The sequence below is a fragment of the Sphingobacterium faecium genome, from assembly GCF_003054045.1.
In the GTDB taxonomy this organism is placed as follows: Bacteria; Bacteroidota; Bacteroidia; order Sphingobacteriales; family Sphingobacteriaceae; genus Sphingobacterium; species Sphingobacterium faecium.
Genome location: NZ_QBKH01000012.1, coordinates 40,092 through 54,187, shown reverse-complemented (window position 1 = coordinate 54,187; position 14,096 = coordinate 40,092). Strand labels below are relative to the sequence as shown.

At 35.8% G+C, this 14,096-nt stretch carries 15 protein-coding genes; 7 read left to right on the top strand and 8 right to left on the bottom strand.

Going from position 1 to position 14,096, the window contains the following annotated elements:
• Positions 1-24: 24 nt before the first annotated feature.
• The gene (locus tag C8N37_RS22135; RefSeq protein ID WP_108160953.1) at positions 25-615 is read right to left on the bottom strand and encodes a TetR/AcrR family transcriptional regulator; all 591 of its coding nucleotides are present in this window, start codon (positions 613-615) and stop codon (positions 25-27) included.
• 194 nt (positions 616-809) lie between these two features.
• Between C8N37_RS22135 and C8N37_RS22130 the strand changes: the two genes are divergently transcribed.
• From C8N37_RS22130 to C8N37_RS22120, 3 genes are all read left to right on the top strand, one after another.
• Positions 810-1,931 carry an LLM class flavin-dependent oxidoreductase gene (locus tag C8N37_RS22130; RefSeq protein ID WP_108160952.1) on the top strand — a complete coding sequence of 374 codons (1,122 nt, stop codon included), beginning with the start codon at positions 810-812 and terminating at the stop codon, positions 1,929-1,931.
• A gap of 293 nt (positions 1,932-2,224) precedes the next feature.
• Positions 2,225-3,016 carry an MBL fold metallo-hydrolase gene (locus tag C8N37_RS22125; RefSeq protein ID WP_211322330.1) on the top strand — a complete coding sequence of 264 codons (792 nt, stop codon included), beginning with the start codon at positions 2,225-2,227 and terminating at the stop codon, positions 3,014-3,016.
• A 217-nt stretch (positions 3,017-3,233) separates the two neighbouring features.
• Positions 3,234-4,106 carry a helix-turn-helix domain-containing protein gene (locus C8N37_RS22120; protein ID WP_108160950.1) on the top strand — a complete coding sequence of 291 codons (873 nt, stop codon included), beginning with the start codon at positions 3,234-3,236 and terminating at the stop codon, positions 4,104-4,106.
• Between the two features lie 365 nt (positions 4,107-4,471).
• On the opposite strand, the gene C8N37_RS22115 is transcribed toward C8N37_RS22120, so the two are convergent.
• Genes C8N37_RS22115 through C8N37_RS22100 form a run of 4 tightly spaced genes read right to left on the bottom strand, consistent with a single transcriptional unit; the run spans position 4,472 to position 7,292 of the window.
• Complete coding sequence (locus C8N37_RS22115; RefSeq protein ID WP_244914509.1) at positions 4,472-5,410, bottom strand: DUF5777 family beta-barrel protein; 939 nt, start codon at positions 5,408-5,410, stop codon at positions 4,472-4,474.
• 20 nt (positions 5,411-5,430) lie between these two features.
• Entirely contained in the window at positions 5,431-5,982 is a 552-nt protein-coding gene (locus tag C8N37_RS22110) for a YceI family protein (protein WP_108160948.1), read from the bottom strand.
• Positions 5,983-5,994: 12 nt separating this feature from the next.
• Complete coding sequence (locus C8N37_RS22105; protein ID WP_108160947.1) at positions 5,995-6,405, bottom strand: c-type cytochrome; 411 nt, start codon at positions 6,403-6,405, stop codon at positions 5,995-5,997.
• A 38-nt stretch (positions 6,406-6,443) separates the two neighbouring features.
• Entirely contained in the window at positions 6,444-7,292 is an 849-nt protein-coding gene (locus C8N37_RS22100) for a hypothetical protein (protein ID WP_211322329.1), read from the bottom strand.
• Between the two features lie 157 nt (positions 7,293-7,449).
• Between C8N37_RS22100 and C8N37_RS22095 the strand changes: the two genes are divergently transcribed.
• Positions 7,450-8,013: an RNA polymerase sigma factor gene (locus C8N37_RS22095; RefSeq protein ID WP_206368227.1), complete on the top strand. Its 564-nt coding sequence runs from the start codon at positions 7,450-7,452 to the stop codon at positions 8,011-8,013.
• A gap of 11 nt (positions 8,014-8,024) precedes the next feature.
• A complete protein-coding gene (locus C8N37_RS22090; RefSeq protein WP_108160946.1) occupies positions 8,025-9,200 on the top strand; it encodes a porin family protein in 1,176 nt (391 codons plus the stop codon).
• A gap of 75 nt (positions 9,201-9,275) precedes the next feature.
• Here the strand turns inward: C8N37_RS22090 and C8N37_RS22085 are convergent, their stop codons facing one another.
• Positions 9,276-9,509 (bottom strand): hypothetical protein, encoded by a 234-nt coding sequence (locus C8N37_RS22085; protein WP_108160945.1) that lies wholly within the window; start codon positions 9,507-9,509, stop codon positions 9,276-9,278.
• 5 nt (positions 9,510-9,514) lie between these two features.
• On the bottom strand, positions 9,515-10,156 hold the full coding sequence (locus C8N37_RS22080) for a class I SAM-dependent methyltransferase (RefSeq protein WP_108160944.1): 642 nt from the start codon (positions 10,154-10,156) through the stop codon (positions 9,515-9,517).
• 766 nt (positions 10,157-10,922) lie between these two features.
• On the opposite strand from C8N37_RS22080, the gene C8N37_RS22075 reads away from it, so the two are divergent.
• Positions 10,923-11,768 (top strand): helix-turn-helix domain-containing protein, encoded by an 846-nt coding sequence (locus C8N37_RS22075; protein WP_108160943.1) that lies wholly within the window; start codon positions 10,923-10,925, stop codon positions 11,766-11,768.
• Positions 11,769-11,816: 48 nt separating this feature from the next.
• Here the strand turns inward: C8N37_RS22075 and C8N37_RS22070 are convergent, their stop codons facing one another.
• A complete protein-coding gene (locus C8N37_RS22070) occupies positions 11,817-12,533 on the bottom strand; it encodes a DJ-1/PfpI family protein (protein ID WP_108160942.1) in 717 nt (238 codons plus the stop codon).
• A 969-nt stretch (positions 12,534-13,502) separates the two neighbouring features.
• Here C8N37_RS22070 and C8N37_RS22065 point away from each other — a divergent pair.
• Positions 13,503-14,042 (top strand): hypothetical protein, encoded by a 540-nt coding sequence (locus C8N37_RS22065; RefSeq protein ID WP_108160941.1) that lies wholly within the window; start codon positions 13,503-13,505, stop codon positions 14,040-14,042.
• Positions 14,043-14,096 lie beyond the last annotated feature (54 nt).

The window sequence follows — 14,096 nt, the reverse complement described above, 5'->3', positions numbered from 1 at the left end:
TAGTATGTTTTTATTAAAGAATATTTAAGCTAAATTGTTTAGGTAAATTTTCAGTTCTTTTAAATAGGAGTGATAGCATGCTGTACTGTTATACACTTTTCCGAAATTTCTAATTCCCCAATACCCTGACATAATAAAATACGCGACTTGCTGCGGATCCACATTTTCCCTTATGGTTCCATTTTCTTTGGCACTTTTTATACTATTTTCAATTGTTTGCTGCCATTCTAGAATCAGCTCAGATAGTGCCTTTCCAAAAGCTGCATTCCAAGGTGTCATTTCCTGTGTTAAATTTCCTGCGGGACATCCATATTCTAACTTCAAAAGAGGATTTTCCAGAAGTAGCGCTTTTGTCATATCATAAATTTCCTGAGTAGGATTTTTTGCATTTTGTAAAGGTTTAATGAAATCATTTTGCATTGTTGGTTTTAAAATTTCATTAATTATAGCCAAACCCATTTCATCTTTGGTCTTAAAATGATAGTAAAATGCTCCTTTTGTAACTTTTGTTGTCGCAATAATTTCATCAATACTTGTCGTTTGATAACCTTTGGTATAGATAATTTCAAATGCTTTTTCAAGAATTGTATGCCGAGTTGCTGATGACTTTTTCATAAAAAATACTAATTAGTATGAATACAAAGAACGTAATTCTTTATTGGTTTGACAAGTTGTGGTGAAGGCTGTTGGCTACTGACAAGGTTGCCTCTTTATTTTCAGTTATCAAAAAGATAGTATTCAGATTATTTTTGGTACCCTATGCTTTTTTTCTGTTTGTAATTTTGCATCATATTCTAAATTAATAGTTTATGAAAAATAAAAATAAAGACAATCCCAATAATATACCCGTTTCTTTTCATTCGGTTAAAAAGCAAGGAAGCGCTCCGGTGCCCTTGTCCATCCTTGATGTGGCTACAACGGGAAAAGGTTATTCAAGTATGGAAGCAATTAATAACAGTATTCAGCTTGCTAAACTTGCAGATAAACGGGGCTTTGCCCGCTATTGGGTAGCTGAGCACCACGGCATGCCCGCTGTTTCTACCTCTTCACCCGCGATGTTGCTCTCCCGACTGATCGGCGAAACACAACAAATAAGATTAGGATCTGGTGGCATGATGCTACCAAACTTTCCGCCTTTGGTCGTTGCCGAGCAATTTGGTATGCTGGAGGCGATGGCTCCAGGGCGTATCGATCTTGGAATAGGACGTGCACCGGGGACCAATGAGCTTACAGCCTCAGCACTCCGTCGTGAGCAGATCGGAGCTGAAAATTTTCCAGAACAGTTGACGGAGTTACTCCATTTTCTTGAAGACGATTTTCCTGTAGGACATCCTTACAAAGGCAAGGTATTTGCAGTTCCTGGGCCCGGTCAAGATCTTGAAAACGGTATTGCACGATCTTTTGAAAGTCCATTAGTTTGGTTATTGGGATCTAGTGGTTATTCTGCGCAATTGGCAGGGAAGTTAGGACTACCATTTGCCTTTGCTGCGCAATTGGCACCTGAAAACATGTTGGCCGCATTTGAACTTTATAGAAAGTACTTCAGACCTTCAAAAGTACTTGACAGTCCTTACACCATTGCTTGCTTTTCAGTTTATGCAGCAGACAATGAAGAAGAGGCCAAATCACAGTCATATTCGCTATCACATAGTATGCTCCGAATGATGAACAGGCAATCATATATAATTCCATCTCCGCAAGAATTAAAAAATTATAAGTACAGTGATTCCGAAAGGTATATATTGGACGGTTGGAACCATAAAATGATCTATGGAACTGCAGACCAGGTCGTAAGTAAGCTAAATTACTTTCAGCAGATTTCAGGGGCAGATGAATTGATGATAGCCAATTTAGGTCATTCTCTCGAAGGGATACTGCATTCTGCAAAACTGATAGCAGATGCATACCATATGCCCAATCTGAGTCTGTAGCAATCATTAGTTTTAGCGTAATGCCATCTAGAAAAATGAAATCTATAGAGTGGGTTATTTTTGCTGAAATCTTTTTGAAAATTGAAGTTATAAAAAATACAGTAAAGAGAACGGTATCAAAATGGTAGTAACCAGTGAGATTATGGTAGCAGATCAATAATATAATATAGTGACTTTTGTAATAACATTACTACACGAACAAGTCAATTAGTGTGGTGTCTTAAATAATAATAAAGAAAGAAAATATGAAAAAAATATTTCTGGCAGTTACGTTTACGTTATTAGCCGCAATAGTGTTTGGACAATCCAACGTAGGCACGAAGCCAACAATTCAGTTAGTTAGAAATGCCACTTTACTTATAGAGTATGGTGGGCAGAGAATTCTTGTTGATCCGATGTTATCTCCAAAAGGAGCTATCGATTCTTGGGCGGGAATCCAGCGCAATCCAACGATTGAGCTGAAAATGCCAGTTGAGAAGATTGTTAAAGATGTTAATTTAGTGCTTGTTTCCCACAGCCATGAAGATCATTTTGATAAAGTGGCGAGTAAAACCCTTAACAAATCGATTGAATTGATGATCCAACCTGCGGATAAAGATTTCTTTGAAAAGGAAGGTTTTAGTAATGCAACCGTTCTCAATGACACTAAACTATGGAATGGGATTAACATCCATCGTCTAGAAGGCCAACACGGAAGTGGTGAGGTATTGAAGATGATGGGCAAGACTTCTGGATTTATACTAGAAGCTAAAAACCAACCTACGGTATATATTGTCGGAGATGCAATCTGGACAGATGATATCAAGCAAAATATTAAAAAATATAAGCCAGATTACATCGTTGTTAATTCCGGAGGAGCACTTATAAAAGGATTTGAAAATGTTCCGATTATTATGAACGAAGAACAGACAATGGCTCTCATCCGTGAAAGTGGTCATGCAAAAGTTATTGCAGTACACATGGACGCATTGGACCATTGCCGTACAACAAGAAGTTCTTTAATTCAGAAAGCTTCCGAGTTGAAGATCGGCAAGGATAAATTGATAGTCCCTCAAGATACAGAAGTTATTACGTTGTCACTTTAGGTGACATAGCATTTTGTTAAAAAAGAATCAGAGTCTTATCAAAAGGCGTAAAGCCCAAACCCACTCAATAATGTGGGTTTGGGGTTTAAATATATTTTTTTTAAAGGTGTTCTTCACCGGTCTTTTTTTACACTACATTATACCATGTTGTCAATTCTGCAATGTGTGAAAAAAATTGGAAAAGAACTTTTAGTACATTTGTTTAAAAGAAAATAAATTGAGAACCGTAAAATTTCATAAAACAGAATGTGGCGTTGATTTTCTCATTAATGTTTTGCCTTCAGATGAAGTTAAAGAAAGCTATCTTAATAGTGGAATATACGACACCGATTATCTTGAAATCGCTTTTATTAAAAAGGGAAGTGGTCATGTTATTTTGAATCATCATAAAATAGAGATCAGCGACAACAGTATTATATTTCTGTCTCCTTTTCAAAAACGGGAATGGAACCTAAATCCAGAAGGTTTAGATTTTGTAATTTTAGTTTTTCAAGAGGACTTTTTGAATGATTTTTTTTCAGACAAGTTATTTGCCTATCGTTTATTATACTTTTATCAGTTGGAATGTCCCCTGAATATGCAGATCGATGATGCACTTATGGAAAGGTATTTCTCTCTTCTTGCTGAAATAAAATCAGAATTGGTAAGGACTAGAATTGACAGTGTACATATTATCCGTTCATTGATTTATTATCTGCTTCAAAAACTAAACCGAGAATATAGTCAAATAAATCATTTGGCAGCAGAAAAAAATGAGCAAAATGATGCTTTTGCGTTTAAGCAATTAATAGAAATTCACATCAAAGAAAAGCAACGTATAAGTGATTATACCGAACTTCTTCATATTAATCGGATTGCTCTTAATAAAGCGGTTAAAAATCAATTTAATGTTACAGCGACTCATTTGCTGAAGCAACGTTTATTGATAGAAATCAAAGATTACCTAATTCATTCCAATCTTACCGTTGCAGAGATTGCCTATCAGCTTAATTTTTCAGAACCCAACCATTTAATGCGTTTCTTTAAAAAACAGACTGGACTTACAACAAGTGATTTTTTACATGAGTATCAAAATGGTATCAGTTCATAGTTTTTTTTGTATTCGCCATGTTATTGTACTTTTCTTCATTCAAGAGCAGCAATAAAATAATGAGGAAAGCATTATTATAGACATGCAGCATGAAAACATTTTGAGACTGGTGACCAAGAACCCAAAAGGCGGTAAGAGCTGGTTAGCAAGTAAAAAGTTCTTGACTTATTTTTTTACAAATTGCAGTTATATTCAGCACTGCGTTATTTGTGTTTTGATATTATAATTTTCCCAAAAAGTATCTGACTTTTCGGGAAAATTATAATAACGGTAAGCGCCTTTCGTATTTATGAGGCTTATATTATAAGCAAATTACCTATTTTATTCACTGCAAAGGCTGCCTACAAGATGTAATAGATTAAAGCCTATTCTTTAGGTTTTTTATCAAAACTAAAACGTCTTGCAATACTAAATCCCCATCTGAATTGTCCTTTACCCCAAGAACTGATTGTTTCACTAATAAACTGAGATTCCTGCATAGCTGTTGCATTTGTAAAGTTTAAATGGAAGATATGGCCACCTGTATCCATTTCCAGTCCCACACCTAAAGCATTATAGTAGCGTTGACCCGTTATGTTTTCTCGATATTGCTTTTTAGACGACTGACGAAAAGGAAGAAAATAATCTGCAACGACCGCGATTCTGTTACTAACCTTTGCCCGACCTCCGATTCCGATAGCAAACATATTATTCTGTTCATTAAAAGCTGTAAAATTGCGATGAAGATAGGTGGGGACCAATGCAAAAGAAATACCTGAACTAAACTTCCTAGCTATGATCAATTGACTTACATAACTCATACGGTCACTGAAATCATCAAAATTAGCTGCCGAATTTTTATCTTCCGAGGCTTCCATCGCCGATACGGTCGTACTTCCAAAAAAAGCGATGGATACAGGTACACTGTTATCGACAGTTTGTTCCAAAAAGCGGTATTTTAGATTAGCCTCATAAAGCTGTCTGATTTCTGTTGCTCCTTTTGCTCTAGCAATTCCAATTGTTAGGTTATCCAATAAACCATAATCAAGACCAATTCTGATATCCGAAGAGTTGTCTAGACCAAAGAAATTTTTGGACCCACCAGCACTTCCTGCGATATCTCCAAAACGATGATCCACCTTAAAATCCAGTTCATTTCGATGAATGGTCTCCGTAGTTTTAAGATTAATCAAGCTGCCCGACTTAAATGTTGCAGTAACTTTTTCATTCTTAGGGTTTCCTAGATCGATCAGTTTATCAAGATCCTCCTGTGCAAATGCACCTGTCGTGATACCACATAGAAGTGTACATATTATACTTTTCATATTTCCTTGCATGCTTTAGATTAATGTTTATATGTGGCATTTATTTTTACCTTGACAACTTCTGCAATTTTTTTCCCAACCACAGATGGAATGGTGATCTTATGATCTGCTAGTCTGACGTCGAAACTAGCTGCAGCAGTTATAATTGAGTTTTTGACTATAAATGTCGCCATGGTAGCGTAAGCTTTGGTGACACCATGAATTTGTAATGTACCCGAAACCTTTGCGGTATAATTCCCATCTTTGGTTAATTGTCCACTATTTTCAATTTTCCCTTTAAACTCTGAAATAGGATACTTGTCACTTTCCATATAATTTTCATTGAAATGTTCTTGCATCAGTTTCTTATCAAATTGGAAAGACGTATTCTTTACCCGAAATAAGATATCTCCAGTTTTTATATCCAAAGCTGATCCCGCTAAGTTGCTCTTAGCCTCGATGTCCTCGAGCATTGCACTACTGAAAAAGCTGATGGATGCACCTTTTGAAATAAAGGAACTGCTCTGTTGTGCAAAACCCTCAAGGCTCAGAAGCAGAAACAGGAATACACTATAAATAGTAATTTTTTTCATAAAAGTTTACGTTTAATTTTCAGGTGTATTACGTTTAAACCAAGCATCTAACAATTCTATCTCTTTCGCGGACAATGTTGAACCGATCGGCATTGTTTTGGTGACCAATACCACATTATTAATTCGGGCAGCATGATCTTTAACAGAACTAAACCCGTTAAAAGTCCAACGTGCGCTCGCCGATCTGCCAGTGGCATGACATGAATTACATTTTGTTTCGAAAAGTGCCTTCGCAAAATTAATGTAGGTCACGTTTTGTACGGTTACGGTTTCAGTCTCATTAGGTAGCTCAGGAGAAATCTCCTGAGCCTGTTTTTTTGTACAGCTAAATAGAACAGCGATTCCAAGCAATACTAAAGAAGCCCTGAACTGCCTACCAATTCGTATATCGTATGATGGTTTTTTAAATTTTAATATTTCCATAATAAATAGGAATAAACCAAATGGGATTAGATTTAAGATTAGTTTGCGGCTGCGACGGTTGTTTTATCATTCACAATTGGCCATACACCTGGACGCGGATAGCTGATCCCTCTGTTGTCGCCTCTTTGTTGATCTTGACCAAAATAATATAACGGCCATCCTTTATATGTCAATTGCTTCTTTCCAAAAACCGTAATAACGGCAATATCTGTAGCAGAAACCAAGGAAGGTAGTGCACCTTTTTCTTTTTGGAAGATAGGCCACAGAGCATCATTGCTAAAATCAGCGGCTGTATAGTTGTTTTTATTAAATCTATCTGGTTTAAAGGCATATAATGTCCTTCCTTGATCGTCGGTCAGATAGGTTGTATTGCCTTGTCCTTCGGTATAGTTTTCTAAATAGTTTTTGGTGTCATCTCCTTTTAGTTGCCCGTTTGCGACCATAAGTAAGTAGTCGGGTTTTGCAACATACCAGATTTTATTTACGGCATCACCTTGTACTTCGCCAGATTTGCTATCGCCAACATAATAGTAAAGAGGCCAACCTTTATAGGTACTTTGTTTTTTACCGTCAGCCCGCGTGATTTCTCCTAATTGGCTCTTATCAATCTTCACATCGCTACTTATATCACCACTATAATAAATTGGCCAGACTGTCAAGCAGTTTCCGGTACAACTTGAAGAGCCCTTGGTATCACTTGAGAAAAAGTATAATGTTTTTCCATTGCTGTCAGTAAGAATTGTGCCGAATTTAGCATCTTGGAATGTCTGCATACCTTTCGTATTATTTTCAGGATTTTCAACCTTGTCTTTAGAACAGGATGAAAAAATGGTTAATAGCGCGGTTGCCATCATGGCTGTTTTCATTTTGGTTTTGTTGAATCTCATGATCAATAGTTTTAGTGTAGTTTATTAATCAATACGGTGCAGTTCTGAAGATGGTTGCCTGAGATCTAAAAAAAAATAATTTACCAAGGCAACCTTTTTTATTTCTCCATCGTAATATAGTTAACACTATATTTATCAAAGAAAAGCAGCATCTCGAGTGACGATAAACGAACATGACGAAAACACGATCCAAATCATAAAAGGATGCATCATAGAGGACCGGAGATCCCAAAAAGATCTTTATAAACTATATCATGCCCTGGCATTGGGAATATGCCTACGGTATTCAAACGATAAGGAAGAAGCATTGGCAATATTAAATGACGGATTTTTTAAGGTATTTAAGCACATAAAAAAATATAATTTTGATAAACCTATATCAGCATGGATCAGAAAAATCATGACAAACACAGCAATCGATTACTACCGGAGCAAGGTTCGTATGGGCGCTGTGGTTGATATAGCATCTTATGAGCATCCGATTACAGATGAAACAATTACACAAAAGTTGCATTATGAGGATCTGTTGCTGATGGTACAAAAATTGTCGCCTACTTACCGGACTGTTTTCAATCTCTATGCCATCGATGGCTATACGCATGAAGAGATCGGTAGTATGCTTGGCATTGCAGTAGGCACTTCAAAATCCAATCTACATAAGGCACGACAACGGTTGGCGGAAATGGTAAGAAATCAAAATTCAATAGCAATTAAAAGTTAGGAACATAATTGATGGAAAAGAACAAGATCGATGAACTTTTTAGAAAAGGATTAAGTGATCCTAAACTAGACTTCGATGAAGATCATTGGCAAGATATGCAGTCACTTTTGGAGAAGAAAAGTGGTAAAAAAAAAGTTAGAAGATTGCTTATTTTAGCTGTAACAAGTGCAGCTGCTATTGCAACCGTATTCTTTATTTTAGACAGAAATATATTGGTTACAGATGAAAATGAAAGTTTCGAAACTGTGAATACTGACATTCCTGTGTTACGGGAAAAATTCAACGGAAAGCTACAAGGAGAAGGCGGTGCGAAAGAAAAGCAAACAACATTAATCTTTAATGAAGAACTAACCGAAACTTTCTCATCAGCACAGCATCCACAGGCTTGGCAACGTACTGCGTCTATTGAAGTCGTTAATTCAAAAAACAGGATACTGTCAACAGGTTCATTGAGCGAAATCTCGATCCCGACAATAAAACCCATGACAAGATCGAAATATCGCTTTCACCCATCAATAGAAACTTTTCAAAGTTTCACGAGTGAATCCACAATGGCGCTACAGCATAAAAATGAGTACAATGCAGCTCCTCGTGATGCCCGCTCCGTATTAAGTATATTAGCCGGGCCAGATCTATCTAGTGTAAGAGGATCTGATCAATCGACTTTAAGTGAAAATGTTGGCGTATTGTATTCTTATCCCGTAGTCAATAGATTAAGTATATCCTTAGGAGCCACTTATGCAAAGAAAAATTATAGGTCCGACTACAGTCTATATTCACCTGCAAATCCCCCAACCTTAACCGAGATGCCAAGTATGGTGAATGCCGAGTGTGATGTCATTGATATTCCTCTAACGGCCAATTATACTGTTTTAAAAAATAAAAAAATCAAGTTCAATGTTAGTGCAGGTCTTTCAAGTTATTTCATGTTAAAGGAAAAATACACTTTTGAATATGGAGGATCAGGCAATTCAGAAAATAAAAGAAGCGCCGTATACGAAATCAGTGGTGAAAATCAGCACATATTTGGTGTAGCTGATTTTTCAATCTCATTAGAGAAAAAAGTGAGTGATAAGATCAATGTCGGCATAAAACCTTTTCTTAAAATGCCCCTTACCGGTATCGGTTATGGAAGGGTAGATCTAGAGTCAAAAGGAATAGCCTTGATGGTTGGTGTGACGCTGTAATGGATACTTTAGTTTAATAAGCGATAGCCTGCAGGTGCACCAAGAACTAAACCTGTTAGGGTCAATGTCAGTTTTTTAGCGCACTTCTTCATACGTTATTTCATCTGTTTTTTTGTTGCTTTTTGGAAACGATGTACTGCAGCTCGAAGTACCACAGCAACCTATATTTAGCAAGGGCATTAGTGAAAATAAACCACCTAGTGCTACGAACATCCACTGATTATCCATAAACCCTTGTATGATGATCATAATACCCATTGCCAATCGAAGCAACCGCATGAAGTTCCAGTTTCTAAAGTAATTTTTCATTGTTCTTATTTTTTTCTTCCAATAAATCTGATCACAGAACCTGTTCCGTTATGGTAAAGTCCTTCCTTTAATTCAATTTCCTGTTCTACTAATTCCACAATTTCATAATTCGGGAAGTCTGCTTTTATTTCCTCTATTGAAAATAAACTTTCAATCTCTTTCGGTCCGCCTACTTTTTCGTTTGTCCTTACATAATCAATGTGTTTTTTGCTAAAGGATTCAAAGATTACGGTACCGTTTTTTTTCAAATATTTGTCTAGTGCCTTGTGGTAGTTAGATTTTATATCAGCTGGAAAATGTGCATAGATTAGGGCGATTGCATCAAATTGATCGGGTTCAAAATCTAAAGTTTCCAATTCGCCCACTTTGTAGTCGATGGTTACCTCATTTTTTTTAGCAAGTTTAACCGCTTTATTTTTACCCTCAATACTTATGTCAAACGCAGAAACATTCCAACCGCTTTTGGCTGCAAATACGGCATTTCTTCCTTCACCTTCTGCAGGAAAAAGAATGGATCCAACGGCTAATTTTGCCAATTGCTTTTTTAAATAATTGTTTGGTTCTTCACCATATGCAAACTCCTCGTCGCTGTATCTGTCGTCCCATCTCGTAGTCCATAGCTCATTTGCTTTCTTATTTTTTTCCATATTGATGTCTTTTTATTCTAATTTTAGCAATTTCAGATCCAGCAATCGGAAGTTTTACCTTTTGCTTCCTATCGTTCTTTTATTCCGAAAAAAACTTTACGTTTTCAAAACCATTTTTTGAACGAAGATTATATGCACTAGTTGGGCGCTGGTCTGCTTGACGATGAAGAATAACATCCTGTTGCTCTTTGCTCATTTTATAGCTCCACCACCGATTAAACCTACCTGCAATATCCATCACTTTAAGATGGTTTAGTAAATATGCATCAATTTAATAACAAGTTCAGCTACTTTGGTTACATAAGCGATATATTGTTTCTACCGAGTTGAACAGACCAGTTGGATATTAGACAATGCAATGGGTTTGTCGGACTTATTGATGTTTCAATGTTGACCACATTTGTATTTTGGTTATCTTTGTATAGGTATATTAGATGGTTATAGCTGCATACCAAAAGGTAAGAAATACTGATAATCAGTGGATATAAGCAATATTAATATGGTGGCAGAAATACTACTTTTTCCGAAATTCCTACTTTTCTTATCGGAAAGTGGACGTTGGTGCTTTTATATCCGATAAATGATATAATAGTAAGCTATATAGAGCTATGGAACAATTAGCAACTTTTGGATTGAGTTACCTAGTTTAGTAAGTGCACTGATGCAAAAAAGACAAATGATGTGTTTTGAAAAACTTGACCGTCATTTTAGAATAAATAGTAAATACAGGATTTTCTTCCTGTCCGATGTTTAGAAGAGTAACAAAATGGATTGTATATTACCCAATTACAGTATAAATTTCAGGGATGAGTTTTCATTGATTACAGGAGAAGAATTGGAGCGATTTATGAAGTTAGATTCAGATGCTCACACCCATAATTTTTATATCCTGAGCTTTTTGTATGAGGGTTATGTGAGTCATCTTTCTGACTTTGAAAATAAGCAACTCTCAGGGCCCGCGGTGCTAATGCTGGATGTTGATCAAGTACATACGCATCCTGACATGAGCAATTGCAAAATAGTATCAATCGCATTCTCTAGTCATTTTATTGCCGATCAGACTCATCAATTTCTTCAAAAAGTAAGTCTGTTGTTCTCACGGCCGTTCATTCAAATTTCTTTTGAAAAACTTCAAGAATTGGATCATATCATCAAAATTATTTCGACAGAAGTTGATAAAGAAGATGCCGATGAAGAATTGATTAAAGCCCTATTGAATGCTTTGATCGTGCAATGTTGCGGACTTTCGGTAAAGTATCCAGTTAAAGATCACAATGTCCAGGGAATCTATGATAGTTTCAAAGCGTTACTAAAACAACATTACCATAAACAACATCAGGTAAAATTCTATGCAGATCGGCTGAATGTTACAACGCGGACATTAAATCAAAGTGTCCGTAAATCAACCCTTAAAACACCTAAGCAACTAATTGATGCGCATTTATTACTAGAGGCAAAAAGACTCCTGTACTGGTCAAAAGTTCCAGCAAAGGAAGTCGCATGGGAGTTGGGATTTGAAACGGATAGTTATTTTAACCGCTTTTTTAAGAAATATACTGGTGAAACTCCGAAGGAATTCCACAGAAAACAGTTTCACGATAAATTAGAATAACTGCTGACAAGTCATATGTCAACAGTTACTTCATTTGTTATTTTGGTGTTATTTTTTAGGTAAAAATTCCATCGTATTATAACGGTCATAAACCATTCCGAGTGCGATATCGTCAGCAATTTCTTTACCGTTTATCAATTCAATAGCTTGAAGAGCCACATCCATACCAGAAGTGACACCGGCGCCAGTTAAAAACTTGCCATCCACTACAAATCGAGTTTTTTCCTGCACTTTTATTTTAGGATGCGATCTCAGTTCATCAATTGACCAGTGATGCGTAGTTGCGGAGCGCCCATTGAGCAGACCCGTATTTGCCAATATAAGTCCACCAGTACAGACAGACATTGTCATTTGGGTCTTTTCATTCTGTGAGACAATCCAATTCATCATTTTTTTATCTTCAGAAATCGTTTTGACAATCTCAGGAGATGTTCCAGGGATAACCAATATATCTGATTGTGGAGCATCGTATATGCTGTATTTAGAAACTAGGTTTACTGTTCCACCGTCCATGATTATATTTTTATTGGCTGTTGCCGATACGGTGTAAATATTATAGTTACCATTCCAGTTATTAGCCTTTACAAAAACATCAATAGGACCACCCGTATCGACAATCTCTACGCCATCATAAACTAAAACTCCGATATTGATCTTACGATCAGTAGGGAAATTGAATGTGCTTTTTGCGCTTTCCTGTGCATTACTATTTAAAGAGCACACTAAAAGAGGAAGAGTGAGTAAAGAAAATTTTATGAATTTCATCTTAAAAAAATTATGTTAAAATTATTTGTTATAGGTGCTATATCTTATGCCGGCTAAGCTATCGTTACACCGATACAAATGTAGCTATGGGTATATCAATAAAAATTACACTTTTGAGCTCTTTAATTACACTTTAAGGTTCTGTTTATTCAACACCTTTTATTTTAACTCATCTATGAATTTGACAATTCAAACAATGAATAACTTAGGTAGAAATGATTTGATTTTAATTCTTTTTTTAACAATGAGAATGGACGCACCATTGGATAACCAGCCCGTTGCCCAACATTCTTTCGTATTCATAATTTTTGGTATAAAATTTTCATGAGCTTGCAAGTAGTAAATTGAATATTAATTTAGGTTAACTATAAAATCACCTATTATAATCTTGGGAACCATTTAAATGAACCGAACTATCGCGGGAAATCTCATTACTATATTCTGAAAGTGCCTTTTGGCAATACTGAAAATATCTCTCAAAAATATCGGCTATAGGGTCTTCGTTATAGTCGTAAATGTCTGCTACGTGAATTGTTTTTGTTGTAATTAGCTCAGCTGTAATTTCTTTGTAGTTATTACATAATAGTGTAAATCGGTTAAGTATAAAAAATAGTAACTCAATTAATTGCAAATCTATCTTAAAGAGGTTTGAATGATTTTGTATATTTTGAATTTTGCTGGAAAAAATCAAATTTTGTAACAGTTATTGAAGTCAACGCCGAATTTGCTAAATATAATAACTCATTATACTTCTAATTCTTTGCGTCAGATTTTATTTAAATATTTTTTTTAAATTAATGATATCTTAAGAAAAGTTTGTATTTTAAGTTTTAAATTAACCAATTTTTCTTAACTAGAACCATATAATATGAAAGCAAAAATTTTACAGATGCTCTTCTGTCTCATTATTTTCATGGGATGTTCCCGCAATGATATCCCCTTCAACTGGTACTTGTAATTAAGGAAGATATGAATAGATTTAAAAAAGTAATTGATGAATATTTTGACTGGGACTTTTTCTGGAGACCATCTGAGTCTTCAAAACAGAGCAAGTTGGACGAACGGGGTGAACGTTTTCTTGCCAATCATCCAGATCTTTTTAAGAAGGTCATAACTGACTTTAGATCAAATTTTCCACAGTCAGAAATTTTAGGATTCAGTCCATTTCCTGTCGAAGACCGATGCTTAAGTTTTGAAATAAAGTCTAAAACTGAAGGTACTTTTGTTATTTGCATTAGTATTTTCAAGTATTTGCTGGTGTGGAAATTGTATGATGGTGAGCCATATACTCCTGAAAATTATATAGAAACTGATGAATCGGAACTAATTGACAGAATTTACCAACTCGTAATAAAACCACATGTGGAGGTCGAGTGGTTGTATAGAGATGAAGCGTTCCTAGAAGTGAAAGAATTTAATTATGCTTCAGCCTCAGGACCATTTAAAGACGAGGAGGAAGATTTTGAAACACCGATTTTCTTAGCAAATCTATTAACCCGTTTTCGTTAAAATTTAAACTTTGTTTAAGCCTTTCGCACAGTATGGCGAAAGGTTTTCCAAGCT

Coding starts and splice junctions, on each gene's coding strand:
- C8N37_RS22135 (WP_108160953.1), bottom strand. CDS start 615: ATGAAAAAGTCATCAGCAACTCGGCATACAATTCTTGAAAAAGCATTT.
- C8N37_RS22130 (WP_108160952.1), top strand. CDS start 810: ATGAAAAATAAAAATAAAGACAATCCCAATAATATACCCGTTTCTTTT.
- C8N37_RS22105 (WP_108160947.1), bottom strand. CDS start 6,405: ATGGAAATATTAAAATTTAAAAAACCATCATACGATATACGAATTGGT.
- C8N37_RS22065 (WP_108160941.1), top strand. CDS start 13,503: ATGAATAGATTTAAAAAAGTAATTGATGAATATTTTGACTGGGACTTT.
- C8N37_RS22080 (WP_108160944.1), bottom strand. CDS start 10,156: ATGGAAAAAAATAAGAAAGCAAATGAGCTATGGACTACGAGATGGGAC.
- C8N37_RS22100 (WP_211322329.1), bottom strand. CDS start 7,292: ATGAGATTCAACAAAACCAAAATGAAAACAGCCATGATGGCAACCGCG.
- C8N37_RS22110 (WP_108160948.1), bottom strand. CDS start 5,982: ATGAAAAAAATTACTATTTATAGTGTATTCCTGTTTCTGCTTCTGAGC.
- C8N37_RS22090 (WP_108160946.1), top strand. CDS start 8,025: ATGGAAAAGAACAAGATCGATGAACTTTTTAGAAAAGGATTAAGTGAT.
- C8N37_RS22085 (WP_108160945.1), bottom strand. CDS start 9,509: ATGAAAAATTACTTTAGAAACTGGAACTTCATGCGGTTGCTTCGATTG.
- C8N37_RS22070 (WP_108160942.1), bottom strand. CDS start 12,533: ATGAAATTCATAAAATTTTCTTTACTCACTCTTCCTCTTTTAGTGTGC.
- C8N37_RS22115 (WP_244914509.1), bottom strand. CDS start 5,410: ATGAAAAGTATAATATGTACACTTCTATGTGGTATCACGACAGGTGCA.
- C8N37_RS22075 (WP_108160943.1), top strand. CDS start 10,923: ATGGATTGTATATTACCCAATTACAGTATAAATTTCAGGGATGAGTTT.